At 65.8% G+C, this 13,899-nt stretch carries 13 protein-coding genes; 6 read left to right on the forward strand and 7 right to left on the reverse strand.

Annotation, left to right across the window (positions count from 1 at the left end; translation table 11 throughout):
* Positions 1-27: 27 nt before the first annotated feature.
* From EDC62_RS02195 to EDC62_RS02205, 3 genes are all read left to right on the forward strand, one after another.
* Positions 28-693, forward strand: coding sequence for a protein-L-isoaspartate O-methyltransferase family protein (locus tag EDC62_RS02195; RefSeq protein WP_124219982.1), 666 nt, complete (start codon positions 28-30; stop codon positions 691-693).
* Positions 694-716: 23 nt separating this feature from the next.
* Positions 717-1,058, forward strand: coding sequence for a rhodanese-like domain-containing protein (locus EDC62_RS02200; protein ID WP_124219984.1), 342 nt, complete (start codon positions 717-719; stop codon positions 1,056-1,058).
* Between the two features lie 63 nt (positions 1,059-1,121).
* Positions 1,122-2,465, forward strand: coding sequence for a TolC family outer membrane protein (locus EDC62_RS02205; protein WP_124219987.1), 1,344 nt, complete (start codon positions 1,122-1,124; stop codon positions 2,463-2,465).
* Positions 2,466-2,507: 42 nt separating this feature from the next.
* On the opposite strand, the gene EDC62_RS02210 is transcribed toward EDC62_RS02205, so the two are convergent.
* The gene (locus EDC62_RS02210; RefSeq protein WP_124219989.1) at positions 2,508-3,857 is read right to left on the reverse strand and encodes a 3-deoxy-D-manno-octulosonic acid transferase; all 1,350 of its coding nucleotides are present in this window, start codon (positions 3,855-3,857) and stop codon (positions 2,508-2,510) included.
* Positions 3,858-3,912: 55 nt separating this feature from the next.
* Positions 3,913-5,310, reverse strand: coding sequence for a phosphomannomutase/phosphoglucomutase (locus EDC62_RS02215; RefSeq protein WP_124219991.1), 1,398 nt, complete (start codon positions 5,308-5,310; stop codon positions 3,913-3,915).
* Between the two features lie 135 nt (positions 5,311-5,445).
* Between EDC62_RS02215 and EDC62_RS02220 the strand changes: the two genes are divergently transcribed.
* Together EDC62_RS02220 and EDC62_RS02225 are read left to right on the forward strand one after the other, a co-directional pair.
* Entirely contained in the window at positions 5,446-5,949 is a 504-nt protein-coding gene (locus EDC62_RS02220; protein WP_124219993.1) for a methylated-DNA--[protein]-cysteine S-methyltransferase, read from the forward strand.
* Complete coding sequence (locus tag EDC62_RS02225) at positions 5,946-6,848, forward strand: DMT family transporter (protein ID WP_245968711.1); 903 nt, start codon at positions 5,946-5,948, stop codon at positions 6,846-6,848. The genes EDC62_RS02220 and EDC62_RS02225 overlap by 4 nt, the downstream gene beginning before the upstream one ends.
* A 23-nt stretch (positions 6,849-6,871) precedes the next feature.
* Here EDC62_RS02225 and EDC62_RS02230 read toward each other — a convergent pair whose 3' ends face one another.
* Both EDC62_RS02230 and EDC62_RS02235 read right to left on the reverse strand, forming a co-directional pair.
* Entirely contained in the window at positions 6,872-7,168 is a 297-nt protein-coding gene (locus EDC62_RS02230) for an H-NS histone family protein (protein WP_124219995.1), read from the reverse strand.
* 122 nt (positions 7,169-7,290) lie between these two features.
* Entirely contained in the window at positions 7,291-8,586 is a 1,296-nt protein-coding gene (locus EDC62_RS02235; RefSeq protein WP_124219998.1) for a hemolysin family protein, read from the reverse strand.
* A 24-nt stretch (positions 8,587-8,610) separates the two neighbouring features.
* On the opposite strand from EDC62_RS02235, the gene EDC62_RS02240 reads away from it, so the two are divergent.
* Entirely contained in the window at positions 8,611-9,501 is an 891-nt protein-coding gene (locus EDC62_RS02240) for a symmetrical bis(5'-nucleosyl)-tetraphosphatase (RefSeq protein ID WP_124220000.1), read from the forward strand.
* On the opposite strand, the gene EDC62_RS02245 is transcribed toward EDC62_RS02240, so the two are convergent.
* The 3 genes from EDC62_RS02245 to EDC62_RS02255 all read right to left on the reverse strand — a co-directional run bounded on the left by EDC62_RS02245 (position 9,485) and on the right by EDC62_RS02255 (position 13,815).
* The gene (locus EDC62_RS02245) at positions 9,485-10,948 is read right to left on the reverse strand and encodes a DEAD/DEAH box helicase (RefSeq protein WP_124220003.1); all 1,464 of its coding nucleotides are present in this window, start codon (positions 10,946-10,948) and stop codon (positions 9,485-9,487) included. The two genes, EDC62_RS02240 and EDC62_RS02245, sit on opposite strands and share 17 nt — an antisense overlap.
* A 176-nt stretch (positions 10,949-11,124) precedes the next feature.
* Positions 11,125-11,694 carry a dCTP deaminase gene (gene dcd, locus EDC62_RS02250; RefSeq protein WP_124220005.1) on the reverse strand — a complete coding sequence of 190 codons (570 nt, stop codon included), beginning with the start codon at positions 11,692-11,694 and terminating at the stop codon, positions 11,125-11,127.
* Between the two features lie 33 nt (positions 11,695-11,727).
* Positions 11,728-13,815 (reverse strand): sodium:solute symporter family protein, encoded by a 2,088-nt coding sequence (locus tag EDC62_RS02255; RefSeq protein WP_124220007.1) that lies wholly within the window; start codon positions 13,813-13,815, stop codon positions 11,728-11,730.
* Positions 13,816-13,899 lie beyond the last annotated feature (84 nt).

The raw sequence follows: 13,899 nt of genomic DNA on the forward strand, positions 1-13,899 counted from the left end.
GCTAGTATACCCATAGGAGTATTTTTGATGGACATCGAACGTGCACGGTTCAACATGATCGAGCAGCAAATCCGGCCCTGGGAAGTGCTCGACCCCGGAGTGTTGGAGCTGCTTTCGGTGGTTCGCCGCGAAGACTTCGTGCCTGCCGCCTACCGGTCGCTGGCTTTCAGCGACATGGAAATTCCTCTGCGCGCAGGCGGTGCCCGCGGCCAGGTCATGCTCGCGCCCAAGATCGAAGCCCGTATGCTGCAGGAAGCCGCGCCGCGCCGACACGAGCGCGTGCTCGAAATCGGCGCGGGCTCGGGCTATATGGCCGCGCTCCTCGCCAAGCGGGCGCAGCACGTCGTCACCGTGGAACTCGAGCCCGAACTGGTCCAGATGGCGCGCGCCAACCTGGCACGCGCCAACATCACCAATGTGGACGTGCGGCTCGGCGATGCTGCACTCGGTCCGCAGCCCGATCAGCCGTTCGACCTCATCGTGCTCAGCGGCTCGGTTGCCGAGGTGCCGCAGATCCTGCTCGATCAGCTCAAGGTCGGCGGACGCTTGCTCGGCATCGTTGGCGAAGAGCCCATCATGCGCGCGACGGTCGTCCGCCGGCGCAGCGAGAACCAGTGGACCACCACTCAGCCCTGGGACACGGTGGCGCCGCGCCTGCTGCACTTCCCCGAACCATCGCATTTCGTTTTTTGAACGGCTCCGCGCCTCAGGTCTCCATGATCGAACAAGTCTCCCCGCGCAACCTCGACACCTGGCTCGCCGCAGCCCGTGCCCATGGCGAGCCTTTGGTGCTCGACGTGCGCGAGCCGTGGGAGTGGCAGACGGCGAGCGTGCGCCCCGAGGGCTTCGAGCTGCAGCAGATGCCCATGCGGGTCGTTCCGGTGCGCCTGCATGAGCTCGACCCCAAGCGCCCCATTGCCTGCCTGTGCCACCACGGTGGCCGCAGCATGCAGGTCGCGGCCTTTCTTGCGCACCACGGCTTTGAGCATGTCGCCAACATTTCCGGCGGCATCGAGGCTTGGGCGCGCGAGCGCGACCCGAACGTGCCGCATTACTGAACCGACCGGCGCGGACCGTCGACTCCGTTCCCAACCCGACTTGCACCACCAAGACTGACCGCCATGACCTCGTTCCCTCTCCCCTCGGCACCGATTCGTCTGGCCGCTGTCGCGGTCTGCGCCCTCATGGCCGCGGCACCCCTGCGCGCGCAAAGCCTGCTCGACGTGTATGAAGCTGCCCGCGGCTATGACGCGAGCTACCAGGCCGCGCTGGCGCAGCGCGACGCCACGCTCGCGCGGGCCGAGCAGGCGCGTGCGGCGATTCTGCCCACGGTCGGCGTGGGCGCCAGCGCCTCGCGTACGGCCATGGAGGTGAACGTGCCGGTCCCGACCGACCGGGCTTATGGCACGCAGACGCTGGGCATCAATGCCAGCCAGCCGATCTACCGCCCCGCCAACCTGGCCACCGCCGAGCAGGGCAAGAAACAGGCCGAGCTGGCCGAAGCGCAGTTGCTGCGGGCCGAACAGGACCTGATCGTCCGAGTCAGCCAGGCCTATTTCGATGTGCTCTCCGCGCGTGAGGCGCTCAACGTGGTTCGGGCCCAAAAGGCCGCCGTGTCCGAGCAGCTCGCCGCCGCCAAACGCAACTTCGAGGTCGGCACGGCGACGATCACCGACACGCGCGAGGCGCAAGCCCGCTACGACCTCGTGCTCGCCCAGGAGCTCGCCAGCGAGAACGATCTGCGCGTCAAGCAGCTCGCCCTCGATCAGCTCGTGGGCAAACCGAACATCGACCCCAAGCCTCTGCGGCAGCCGGTGAGCCTGCCCGCCCTCACGCCGGCGAACATCGACGCCTGGGTCCAACAGGCCCTCGATGCCCACCCGGCCTTGCGTCAGGCGCGAATCGGCCTCGACGTGGCCCGCCTCGAACTCAAGAAAGCCGAAGCCGGCCACCTGCCCACGGTCGACCTCACCGCCAGCTATGGCGTCACGCGCAACATCAACGGTTCGTCGATGTCGATGGGCAGCTCCCGCGTGACGGCCGGCAGCATCGGCGTCAATTTCGCCGTGCCGGTGTTCGCGGGCTACGCGATTCAAAACCGCGTCAAAGAAGCGCTTGCCCTCGAGACCAAGGCGCAAAGCGACCTCGAAGCGGCGCAGCGCACCATCGCCCAAGCCACCCGCGCGGCGTTCCTCGGCGTGCAGTCGGGCATGGCCCAGGTGCGCGCGCTCGAGGCGGCCGAACAGTCGAGCAAGACTGCCCTCGAAGCGAACCAGCTCGGGTATCAGGTGGGTGTGCGCATCAACATCGACGTGCTCAACGCGCAGAGCCAGCTCTATCAGACCCAGCGCGATCTGGCCCAGGCCCGGTACAGCGTGCTCGTCGGCAACCTCAAGCTGCGCCAAGCCAGCGGCGTGCTCAAGGCCGAGGATCTTCAGCCGGTCAACGCGCTGCTGGCACCTTAAGGCTGGACACACACCGCGCGCGGTGCATCCACCGCGCCGGGGTCAGCGATCGCCCCGACGCGGCGCACGGGCTACTGCCGTTTCCCACAGCCGACCCACGGCCTCGGCGGTGCGCTCGGCGGCACCGCGGTGCTGCTGCGCGAAGGCTCGCGCCCGCTCGCTCATCGCCGCACGCCGGTCGGCTTGCTGCAACAAGCTCAAGCCTGCCGCCACACCCTCGGCCATGTCGGCCACGCGCAGCGCCGCTCCGGCGGCTATGGCTTCCTCGGCAGCCTCGGCGAAATTGAAGGTGTGCGGCCCCAGGATGAGCGGGCAGCCGCTGGCGGCCGCTTCGATCAGGTTTTGCCCACCCAAAGGCTCGAAACTCCCACCGAGCAAGGCCACATCCGCCCAAGCGTAGTAAAGCGGCATTTCGCCCAGGCTGTCGCCCACACAAACGATGCCGGCGTGGTCGCTGGCACGCGGCGGACCGGCTTCGCCCCAGTGACTGCGGCGCTGCACCTTGAGGCCCAGGCCCTCGGCCAGGGCCTCGACTGCGTCAAAGCGCTGCGGATGGCGCGGCACGAGCAGTGGCGTCACTTCATTTTCAGGAGCATCCGAAGACCATTTTTCGCCGGCAAGGCGCCGAAAATGCTTTAAAAACGCTGCTTCCTCACCCTCGCGGCTGCTCGCGAGCATCACCACCGGGCGGCCCCAGCGCGCACGCCAGAGCGCGCCTCGCTGCAACAAACCCGGGTCCGGAGCCGCGTCGAATTTGAGGTTCCCGAACACGCCCTCGACCGGCGCACCGAGCCGCCGCAGCCGCTCGGCATCCGCCTCAGTCTGCGCCCAGACGGCGCGCAAGCCGCCGTAGGCCGCGCGCGCCAACCGCCCCAGCGCCTGCGCCCGCGCGTACGAGCGCGCATTGAGCCGTGCGTTCGCCAGCGCCAGCGGAATCCCGCGCGCTGCCGCCTCGTGGACGAGGTTCGGCCAGACTTCGGTCTCCATCAGGATGCCCATGCGCGGCTGAAAGTGATCGAAGAAGCGGCGCACCGCTGCCGGCGTGTCCCAAGGCAGCCAAGCCTGCTGGTCGCCTGGCTGCAAGAGCGAGCGCCCTTGCGCGCGCCCCGTTGCAGTACCGTGCGTGAGCAGGATGCGCACGCCGGGCAATGTGCGGCGCACCGCCTCGAGCAGCACACCGGCAGCCCTCGTCTCACCCAGCGAAACTGCATGGACCCACAACAACTCGCCCGGCCCAGCCACCCGCGCCGGGCGTGCCCCGTAGTCGCCGAAGCGCTCCTCCACCGCCTCGGCATAACCGGGCTCGAGCCGTGCGCGCCGCGCAAGTCTCAGGCGCAGCAAGGGCTGCGCGAGCCAGAGGGCGGTCGAATAAAACGCGCGTTGCAAGGCCAAAACCGTCGAGTCGCGTGGCACAGCGCCGGGGTCGCGCCCGTTGCCGAATGGACCGTCAATGCGCCGCGGCGCCGATCTGGGCGTCCGGCTTGACCTGGCGCAACAGGTCCAACATTTCCGCCTGAATGCGGGCGAGCGCTTCTGGCGTGTCGCCTTCAAAGCGCAGCACCAAGACCGGCGTGGTGTTCGACGCACGAATCAGCCCGAAGCCATCGTTCCAATCGACCCGAACGCCGTCGATGGTGTTGACACGCGCTTGGCCGGCGAAGCGCTGCAGCGCCCGCGCTTGAAGCGCTGCGGTCAAACCTTGCGGCTCGCCCTCGACACAGGGGACGTTGAGTTCGGGGGTGGAGTAGCTCGTCGGCAGCGCGTCGAGAACCGCACTGGCATCGGGGCTGCGGCTCAGAATTTCGAGCAAACGCGCCGCTGCATAGGTGCCGTCGTCAAAACCGTACCAACGCTCCTTGAAGAAGATGTGGCCACTCATTTCGCCACCCAGCGGGGCGTTGACCTCGCGCATTTTGGCCTTGATGAGCGAGTGCCCCGTGCGATACATGAGCGGCACGCCGCCAGCCGCCTCGATGACGGGGGCGAGCTTCTGCGTGCATTTCACGTCGTAAACAATCGTGCCCCCCGGCACCCGCGAGAGCACGTCGCGCGCAAACAGCATGAGTTGCCGATCCGGATAGATGTTGTGACCCGTGCGGGTGACCACGCCGAGCCGGTCGCCGTCACCGTCGAAAGCCAGGCCCAGCTCCGCATCACCCGCAGCCAGCGCGGCCATCAGATCGCGCAGATTCTCCGGCTTGCTCGGGTCGGGATGATGATTGGGGAAGTCGCCGTCCACCTCGGTGTAGAGCTCGACCACCTCGCAGCCGATCGCGCGCAAGATTCCCGGCGCAGAGGCCCCGGCAATGCCGTTGCCGCAGTCGACCACGACCTTCATCGACCGCGCGAGATGGATGTCGGAGGCGATGCGGTCGCGGTAGGCATCCAAGATGTCGACCGCACGCACGCAGCCACCGGCACGCGGCGCTCCAAATCCGGCCTCGATCGCTCGCCGCAGGGCTTGGATCTCCTCGCCATAAATGGCCCGCCCGGCCAGCACCATCTTGAAGCCGTTGTAGTCCTTGGGGTTGTGACTGCCGGTGATCTGAATGCCGCTGTTGCACAGCGTGCTGGCCGCGAAATACAGCATCGGTGTGGTCACGCGGCCGATGTCGATCACCTCGATGCCCGCAGCGATGAGACCGCGGGTCAGTGCTTCGGCCAGCATCGGCCCCGAAAGCCGCCCGTCGCGCCCCAGCGCCACCGTACGCTCGCCCGCCGCCTGCGCGGCTTCGCCGAAGGCCCGCCCGATCGATTCCGCCACGGCCGCGTTAAGCGTCGTCGGTACAATTCCGCGAATGTCATAAGCCTTGAAAATCGAAGGATCGAGATGCGGATGCGACATGGGCAATACTTTCGCTTGAGGTAAGTTCAGCCGACCTCGACGGCAAGAAGGCCGGCCCGACAAAGGCTGGGCCGATTGTAGGTTTGCCCACGGCGCCCCTTGCGCCCCTCGATGCATTCCCAGAAAGTTCCAAGCATGATCACCCGCCTGCCCCACGACTGGGCCACCTGCACGATAGACACGCCCTTGGGTGAGCTGCGTTTGGCCGCCTCGCCCCGCGGACTGGCGGGCGCCTGGTTCACCACCGCTCAGGTCGACGCACCGCCCGACGACGGCCGCCCCCCGAGCCCCGAGCACCCTACTTTGACCCAGGCCCGAGCGGCTTTGACCGCTTACTTTGCGGGGCAGGCCGAGCCATTCGACCTGGCGCTGGATCTCAGCTGCGGCACGCCGTTCCAGCAGGCGGTCTGGGAGGTGCTGCGGCGCATTCCCTACGGCGCCACACGAACCTACCGCGAAATCGCCACCGCCATCGGCCGAGCGCAGGCGGTGCGGGCTGTGGGCCGTGCGATTGGACAAAACCCCTTGAGCATCGTCATTCCGTGCCACCGCGTGCTCGGCAGCGACGGCTCCCTGACCGGCTACGCCGGCGGGCTCGACCGCAAACGCGCCCTCCTGACACTCGAGGGCATCCGGTGAACGCGGCCGAGTCGACCGCGACCCCATGGGTCCCTGAACTGGTGCTGCTCGCCGCCATCTGGGGTTCGTCGTTTCTGTTCATGCAAACCGCAGCGGCGGCCTTTGGCCCGCTGCCCACGGCGGCTTTACGGGTGACGATCGCCGGCGCCGTCCTTGCCCCGTTTCTGCTGCGCCCCGGCCAAGCCGCCGCCTTGAGACAGGCATGGCGGCCCATCTTCCTCGTGGGCCTGCTCAACTCGGGGTTGCCCTTCGTGCTCTATGCCTGGGCACTCCAATTCATCACGACCGGACTGTCGGCCATTCTGAACGCCACGGTGCCGCTGTTTGGAGCACTCATCGCCTGGATTTGGCTCGGGGACCGGCTGACGGCGAGTCGCGTGCTGGGCCTGGCACTGGGCTTCGCCGGGGTCGTTCTGCTCGCCGCCGACAAAGCCGGCATGCGGCACGGAGATTTGTCGGAGACAAAAAACCAGCTGGCGATTGCCGCCTGCCTGGGCGCCACGCTGTGCTATGGGATTTCAGCGAGCTACACCCGCCGCCACCTGGCCCGCGTCCCGCCGCTGGCGACGGCTGCGGGCAGCCAGATTGGCGCCGCGCTCGCGCTCGCCCTGCCGGCCGCGCTCAGCTGGCCGGCCCAGACACCGGGGCCGCTGCCCTGGCTGGCCGCTGTCACCGTGGGCATTCTTTGCAGCGGCCTAGCCTACGTGCTGTTCTTTCGACTGATTCAACACGCCGGTCCCACCCGTGCCCTCGCAGTGACCTTTATCGTCCCCCTGTTCGCCCTGCTCTATGGGAATCTGTTCCTAGGCGAGCAAATCACGCCGTGGATGCTGGCTTGCGGCGCCGTTGTGCTGCTGGGCACCGCGCTCTCCACCGGTCTACTGCAAAGGCTCGAGTGACCCCCGAACTGGGGGTCTGCGGATCAGCGAATCAGGAATTGGCTGCGGTCCTTGCCCTGGATCCAGTTGGGTGGCTTGCCCCGGCCGGTCCAAACCTTCCCGCTGACGGGATCACGATATTTCGGCTCGCCTGGATTGGCCGCGCCTTTGCGCGTGCGCGTCGCGGCGGGGAAAACGTCCCGGGCCGTGAGGTCAAATTCCGCCACGATGGCCCGCACGCGCGCGATGGCGTCGGCCTTGGCCTGTTTACGCGCCTCCGCAATCTTTCGGTCCAACTCTTCGCGTGCCTGCAGCAATTGTTTCAGATCAACGTCATTCATAGAGCGCTTTCAAAGTTGGGGGATCGATATCAATGACTCCATCCGGTCGAAATCACGTTTTGGACCGAATGGATGCCCAATTGTACGCAAAGACCACCCGATTCGAAGAGCGAATCTGGTTTCTATGCGCGTGGCCGCGCCAATACCCGATCGATACGTCGGCCGTCGAGGTCAACAATTTCAAAGTCCCAGTCGCCAAAGGCGAAATGCTCCCCCATTCGGGGTAAACGCCCGGCCAGCGTCAACAAGAGTCCCGCAAGCGTGGTGTAGCGGCCTTTGTCTTCGTCGGGGAATTCCTCATCGATCTCGAGCCGCGCCTTCAGCTCTTGCAGGGGAATGAGGCCGTCGAGCAGCCAGCTTCCATCCTCGCGCCGCGTGGCCCATGCCTCTCCCGGAACCAAGGGACGAAGCTCGCCGGTAATCGCCTCGAGCAGGTCGTGCGGTGTGAGCAACCCCTGCACCACGCCATATTCATCGACCACGAGCACCATGCGACCACTGCGTTGCCGCAGCTGCTCGAGGAGTTCCATCGCGGACAAGGTCTCCGGAACGAAGGTCACCGGCTGCACATGGGAACCGATGGGGTCGTTGACACCGGATTTCTTCAATTGCAACAAACGCGCCACACTCATCAGGCCGATCACATCATCGAGACTGCCCCGACAAACCGGGTACCACGAGTGCGCGCCATCTTCGCCCGCCGCCGCGATTTTTTCGAGACAGTCTTGAACCGAGGCATCGGCCTCGAGCCAGTCGATTTCCGCGCGCGGCACCATCAACGAGGTCAAAGGGCGATCGTCGAGATGGAAAACGTTTTGCACCATTTGGTGCTCGTGCGCTTCGATCAATCCCGCATCGACCCCCTCTTCCAGACTCGCAGCAATCTCCTCCTCCGTCACACGCTGAATGCGCCCCGTATCGACCCGAAGCAAGCGTAAAACCGCCTGGGTGCACGTGGAAAGCAACCAGACGAACGGACGCCCCAGGCGCGCCAAGCCCCGCATGGGTCGGGCCACCCAGCAGGCCACGGTTTCCGGATACAGCTGGCCGATGCGTTTGGGAACCAATTCTCCGAAGATGATGGTTGCAAACGTAATTCCCGTCACCACGATTGCCGTGGCAGTGAGCGCTGCCGCGCGCTCGCCCCAACCCCAACCCTCGAGCATCGCCGCCAGTTCCGCGCTGAAAGCCGCCTCACCCACGATGCCGTTCAAAACCCCAATCGAGGTGATGCCGACCTGAACGCTCGAGAGGAACTGAGTGGGCTCATCGAGCAACGCCAATGCAGCCTTAGCCCCGGGGTTTCCCGTCTCGGCCAAAGCCACCAATCGGGTACGACGACTCGCTGCCAGAGCCATTTCCGACATGGCGAACAGCGCGTTGAGCACGATCAAAAAGACGATCAGGATGAGATTCATCGAAGGCAGGCGAAAATCGAGGCCATGGCACTCTACTGTATCGGGGACGTTCAGGGCTGCAACGCCGCGCTGGGCCAACTGCTCGACGAAATCGGCTACTCACCGAGCCGCGACCGCATCGTTTTACTCGGCGACCTGGTCAACCGGGGTCCCGACTCGCTCGGCGTGCTGCGTCGATTACAACGGCTCGAAGGCGCAGCGACCTGCCTGCTGGGCAATCATGACCTTCACCTGCTGGCCGTGGCCGCGGGCGTGCAGCCCGTGCGGCGCGGCGACACCATCGGCGACATCCTCGAAGCGGCCGACCGGAGCCGGTTGATCGAGTGGCTCGCGCGGCAGTCCCTGGCGCACTTCGAGCGCGAAACGTTGATGGTGCACGCAGGCGTCCTGCCCCAATGGACCGTCACCGACACCCTCGCTTGCGCAGCCGAGATCGAGTCGGTCTTGCGCAGCCCGGCGCGGCCAGAATTCTTGCGGGACATGTACGGCAACGATCCTCGTCGCTGGTCCCCCGAGCTCCAGGGTATTGAGCGCCTGCGCGTCGTCGTCAATGCCTTGACCCGCCTGCGCTTTTGCAGCCGCGACGGCACGATGGAATTCGAGACCAAAGAGGGGGCGGACGCCGCCCCACCCGGCTACCTGCCCTGGTTCGATATCCCCGAGCGGCGCACGCGCGACGTCACCGTGGCCTTTGGGCACTGGTCGACGCTGGGCTGGCTCGACCGGCGGGACGTTTTGGCTCTCGACTCGGGTTGCGTCTGGGGGGGTCAATTGACGGCCGTCCGGCTGAGCGAAGACCCACGGGACCGCGAGCGGATCACGGTTCGGTGCCCACAAGCCCAGAACCCTCGGGCCGTGCGGGCAGACCCGGGCGGCAACGAGGCCGGCCGTACTCCGCTCAACCGCCCGGCTTGAACAACGCCGCCACCTTCCGGCGGGCCCGCTGGGGCGCACTCGGCCCCGCTGCTGCGGGCGCCGAAGGCCCGGCAGAAGCAGCAGGCTCGGCCGCTGCCGCCGGCGGCTCGTAGGGCTTCGAAAAGAAGGGGTCGACCGGAGCGCGCGGGGCAATGGGGCGACGACGTGCGCTCGAGCGCTCGAACCCTCCATCTTCCGAACGTTCTGCCTGCCGCGGCTCGCGCGCGCTGCGCAGGGAACGCTCGGGCGCGTCTGCGCTGGAGCGACGCGCTTCGCGATCGGGGGCCCCTCCAAGGTCGAGACGTTCCAGTTCGATCTTGCGTTTGAGCAGTTTTTCGATGTCCGCGATCAATCGCGCATCCGAAGGTGACACCAAGGTCACGGCAAGGCCCGAGGCCCCGGCCCGGCCGGTGCGCCCGATGCGGTGCACGTAGTCTTCGGCGTTGAACGGCACATCGAAATTGAACACCGCCGGCACATCCTTGATGTCCAGGCCGCGCGCGGCGACGTCGGTCGCAACGAGCAAATCGACCTCGCCGGCCTTGAACGCGTTGAGCGCCTTGAGGCGCTCGTCCTGGCTTTTGTCCCCGTGCAGCGCCGTGGTCTTGAGACCTTCACGCTCGAGGCTGCGCGCTAGGCGGGCACAGCCGAGCTTGCTGTTGACGAAGATGAACGCCTGGCGCAGGCCCCGCTGCTGCAGCACCTGATGAATCGCGCGGCGCTTGTCCTCGTCGGAGACGGCATAAAAATGCTGCTCCACGGTCGAGGCGGTCTCGTTCGGCCGGGCGACCTCGATCAACACTGGGTCTTGCAGGTAGCTGTTGGCCAGGCGCTTGATCTCCGGGGAGAAGGTGGCCGAAAACAGCAGCGTCGTTCGCTGCTTGGGCAGATAAGAAAGAATACGCTGCAAATCGGGCAAAAAGCCGATGTCGAGCATGCGGTCGGCCTCGTCGAGAACGACATACTCGACTTGGTTGAGCACCACATTCTTCGCCTCGATGTGGTCGAGCAAACGCCCCGGCGTTGCCACGAGCACTTCGACGCCTTTTTTCAGCTCTGCCGTTTGCGGCTTCATGTCCATGCCGCCAAAGACCACGGCGCTGCGCAACTGCGTGTACTTGGCGTACTGCTTGATCTGCTGCGCCACCTGGTCGGCCAGTTCGCGCGTGGGCAAGAGGACGAGCGCCCGGACGGGATGGCGCGCAGGAGAAGTCGACGCGTTCTCGTGCTTGAGCAAGCGCTGCAACAAGGGCAGCGAGAAGGCCGCCGTCTTTCCGGTGCCGGTCTGCGCCGCACCCATGACGTCCCGCCCGGCCAAGACCACCGGAATCGCTTGGGCTTGAATCGGCGTGAGCGTCTCATAGCCCATTTCAGCCACCGCTCGCTTGAGCGGCTCGGCCAGATTCAGATCAGCATAACGGGGAAGTTCGGGGACGGTTTGGGTCATAGGTCTTTCGGGCGATCGCGGGCGTCCGGGCGTGCGCAGCCCTGCCGACCGCGGCTCGTGCCCACGTTTTGCGCACTGCGGGATTATCCCTGATCCGCCAAACCGCACCGACGCCCCCCCCGCAGCCGGGAAGCGCGACACGCGAGGGACTGGTTCAGCGCTGCCCCAGCCTTGCCTCAGGTCTTGGGCAAGGTCACGCCGTGCTGACCTTGATACTTGCCGCCTCGATCTTTGTAGCTGGTCTCGCAGACCTCGTCACTCTCGAAGAACAGCACCTGTGCGCAGCCCTCACCGGCGTAGATTTTTGCCGGCAGCGGTGTGGTATTCGAAAACTCGAGCGTGACATAGCCCTCCCACTCGGGCTCGAAGGGTGTCACGTTGACGATGATGCCGCATCGCGCATAGGTGCTCTTGCCCAGGCAGATCGTCAACACGTTGCGCGGGATGCGAAAGTATTCGACCGTACGCGCCAGCGCAAAGCTGTTGGGTGGAATGATGCAAACATCGCCCTCGATGTCGACGAAGCTTTTCTCGTCGAAGTTCTTCGGGTCCACCACGGTGCTGTGGATGTTGGTGAATACTTTGAATTCGCGGGCACAGCGGATGTCGTATCCGTAACTGCTGGTGCCGTAGCTCACGATGCGATGCCCATCGGGCGCCTGGCGGACCTGGCCGGGCTCGAAGGGCTCGATCATTCCGTACGTCTCGGCCATCTGCCGGATCCATCGGTCACTTTTGATCGTCATGCTGTTGCGGCGGTGCGAAATGAGGCTTCGATTCTAGGGCGCCGTTGAATCCGCCCCGCCATCGGGCGAGCGAACCCGATCCACCATCGCGAGCTGCGCGGGCGTCGGGGGCGGCGTCAGCAGGCTCCAGACCACGATGGTGGCAAAACCGGCCAAAACGCCGAAGATCCCTGCGGCACTCGGAGCGATCTCCCACCAGAGCGTGGGCGTGCCGCTCAGCCCCAAGAGCGCCCGTGCGCCGGGGTGCGTCCAGCCGATGTAAAAGATCGTCACCCCAAGTCCAACGATCATGCCCGCCCATGCCGCCTGCGCCGTGGCACGCTTCCAGAACACGCCCAGCACGAGCGCCGGAAAGAAGGCCGCACCCGCAAATGAAAACGCCGCAGCGACCAGGAACAGGATGTCTGCCGGCCTCTGCGCCGCCAAATAGGCCGCACACAAAGCGACAACGAGCAGCAAGACTTTGGAGATCGTCACCCGCCGGGCATTCGAAGCCTGCGGGTCGAGCAGGCGGAAATAGGCATCGTGGCTCAATGCGCTGGCAATGCTGAGCAGCAGGCCATCGGCCGTCGAAAGCGCCGCAGCCAGGCCGCCGACTGCAACGAGCGCGGACACGATGTAGGGCAGCCCGCCGATTTCCGGTGCCAGCAGCACGATGATGTCGGGGTCGATCCACAGCTCGCCCAACTGCAAGACGCCATCCCGGTTGATGTCGCGTACCGTGACCAAGGGCGGATCCACCTGACCCCAGGCCTTGATCCAAGCAGGCAGATGCTCAAACGTGGACCCAATGACGTGGTGGAAGATCTCGAATTTCACGAGCACGGCCAGTGCCGGTGCGCTGATGTAAAGAATGACGATGAACAGCAACGCCCAAGCGACGGAAAGCCGGGCCTCGTGCACCGTGGGCGTCGTGTTGAACCGCATCAGCAAATGCGGCAGTCCCGCCGTTCCGACCATCAGACAGAACGCCAGCGCCAGGAAATTGCGCCGGGCAGTATCGGCAACTTCGGCTCCCGCCTGCGGCGGCGCCGGGAAGGCATCGGCGTGGGGCGGCATGCCGTTGAGCGGCTTGGCACGAGACTCGGCGAGCGCGCGCTCGGCTTCCCACATGCGAATCGCGCTCGTCGTATCCTTGGGCAAGCCGAACAAAGCCCGATCGGCGGCGACGATTTCCTCGGCCGAAGCGTGCGCGGCGCGCAACTGGGCCGAGCGCAGCGTCGCGGCGACCCGCTCGGCCGCCAGCGACTCACTCGGATGCTGGAGCTTTTCCGCGAGCTCTGCCGCCCGCGCCTCATAGCGCTGCCGAACTTCGATTTCCGCCGGATCCGCGATCAATGCCCGTTCGCGCTGGCTGACTTGCTCGAGCTGGTAGCCATAAACGAGCTGCGGCACCGGAACGCCCGTCTGCTGGACCGACAGCCAGACTACGGGAATCAAATAGGCCAGCATCAACACGATGAACTGCCCCACCTGCGTCCAGGTCACGGCGCGCATGCCGCCCAGAAATGAGCAGACCAAGATCCCTCCGAGCCCGAGGAAGATGCCGATCTCGAACGCGAGCCCAGTCAGGCGCGCCGTGATGAGTCCGACGCCATAGATCTGCGCGACGACATAGGTGAACGAACAGAGCAAGGTCGACAGCACCGCGACGACGCGTATGCCATTGCCGCCATAGCGCGCCGCCAGGAAGTCGGCGATGGTGTATTGACCAAGACGCCGCAGATACGGCGCCAGCAGCAAGCCCACCAGCACGAAGCCCCCGCTCCAACCCAGAACGAAAGCCAGCCCGGCGTAGCCGGTCGCGTACAAGGTTCCGGCCAAACTCATGAAAGACGCCGCGGACATCCAATCGGCCGCCGTCGCAGCGCCGTTGTACAGCGCGGGCACCTGCCGGCCCGCCACGTAATACTGGTCCGGGTCGGTGGTCCGGCTGAGTAAGCCAAAGCCCGCGTAGGCCAGCAGCGTGGCCAGCAGAAAAATCAGGCCGATGAGTTGCCGCGGAAAGCCCAGATATTCCAACCAGGCGAGCACGGCCGCAAACGCCAGGAAGGCGAGCGTGAACACGCCATAGACACGGTGCAGATTGCGCCGGAAGGCAGACGGAGTACGCAGCGGCATCGCGGGTCGTCGTGCAAGCAGCGGGGGCTACGCTCAGCGCAGGCGCTGCGACCGAACGCTTCGCGCGCTGGCCGTCTCGGTCCT

This window comes from Tibeticola sediminis, from assembly GCF_003843835.1.
GTDB classification, from domain to species: Bacteria; Pseudomonadota; Gammaproteobacteria; order Burkholderiales; family Burkholderiaceae_C; genus Tibeticola; species Tibeticola sediminis.